The sequence below is a fragment of the Vibrio sp. Vb0667 genome, from assembly GCF_033391095.1.
On sequence record NZ_JAWPOL010000422.1, the window covers coordinates 1 to 1026 of the forward strand.

The 1026-nt window shown below is 47.0% G+C and carries 2 protein-coding genes and 1 pseudogene; 1 reads left to right on the forward strand and 2 read right to left on the reverse strand.

Annotation, left to right across the window (positions count from 1 at the left end; all coding sequences use genetic code 11):
* A pseudogene (locus R8269_RS26375) lies at positions 1–159 on the forward strand (PepSY domain-containing protein); the annotation flags it as partial.
* A gap of 47 nt (positions 160–206) precedes the next feature.
* Here R8269_RS26375 and R8269_RS26380 read toward each other — a convergent pair.
* Positions 207–590, reverse strand: a complete 384-nt coding sequence (locus R8269_RS26380) for a VOC family protein (RefSeq protein ID WP_021450564.1) — start codon at positions 588–590, stop codon at positions 207–209.
* Positions 583–1026, reverse strand: a 444-nt coding sequence (locus R8269_RS26385; RefSeq protein ID WP_318223055.1) for a substrate binding domain-containing protein, incomplete at its 5' end; no start/stop codon positions are given. The genes R8269_RS26380 and R8269_RS26385, both read right to left, overlap by 8 nt.

Sequence of the window (1026 nt, forward strand, 5' to 3'; positions counted from 1 at the left end):
CCTAAGTTTCAACAAGACAGTATTTGGAAGCTTGGCTTAGTAACGTTAGTGATATTGTGTCTCGCGTTCCCGATGGGCGGTTTAGCCATTGTGAGCGTTTTGCTGTTGGACTGGGTGGTGTTCAACCGTGTCGAGAAGCTAAAAGCAGCACTGAATTAAGGTGTCGTATTGGTATAAAACAAGAGCCAGCGAATTGCTGGCTCTTTTTACTTCTGATAAAGCTCCAATGGTAAGCCATCGGGATCTTGGAAGAACGTAAATGCTTTGCCCGTAAACTCATCAATGCGAATGGGTTCAACAGCGATGTGTTTGGATTCCAGATACGCTTTTACTTCTTCAACGTTGTCGACTTGAAACGCCAAATGTCGCAAGCCTTGCGCCTCCGGAAAGCTTGGTCGCTCCGGTGCGCCGGGAAAGCTGAACAGCTCGATTTGACTTCCGTCCGGCAACGCAAGGTCGAGTTTGTAGGAATCTCTCGTTTCACGATAGTTTTCTGCGATGATTTGTAGCCCTAGCACTTCTGTGTAAAAACGCTTTGATGTTGGGTAATCACTGCAAATGATAGCGACGTGATGAATCGCATTAAACATGGTTGGGTTCCTTAGACACGAGATGTTCGTTTACAAAGTCGAGAAATACACGTAGACGTGCAGGCATGTATTTGGTTTGTGCGTACTGCATGGCGACCGCACCGTGGTAGTTACTTTTGATCATCCAATCGGACAACACTTCGACCACTTCTCCGCGCTCTAATGCCTTTTTCACCACGAAATCGTGGAAGATGCCAATCCCTAAACCTGCTTTGACGCCATTTAGGCGCATTTGCGAATGGTTGACCGCATACCGACCACTGACCGCGATGGAATGAAACGCCTCTTCTTTAAAAAACGACCAAATGTTGTCTTTGTCGTTTTCTGCTAGGTAAATACAGTCGTGCTGTTCAAGTTGCGTCGGATGTTCTGGCATGCCTCTTTGTGCGAGGTAGTCTGGCGACGCACACAAAACCAGATTGGTTTTGCTGATCTC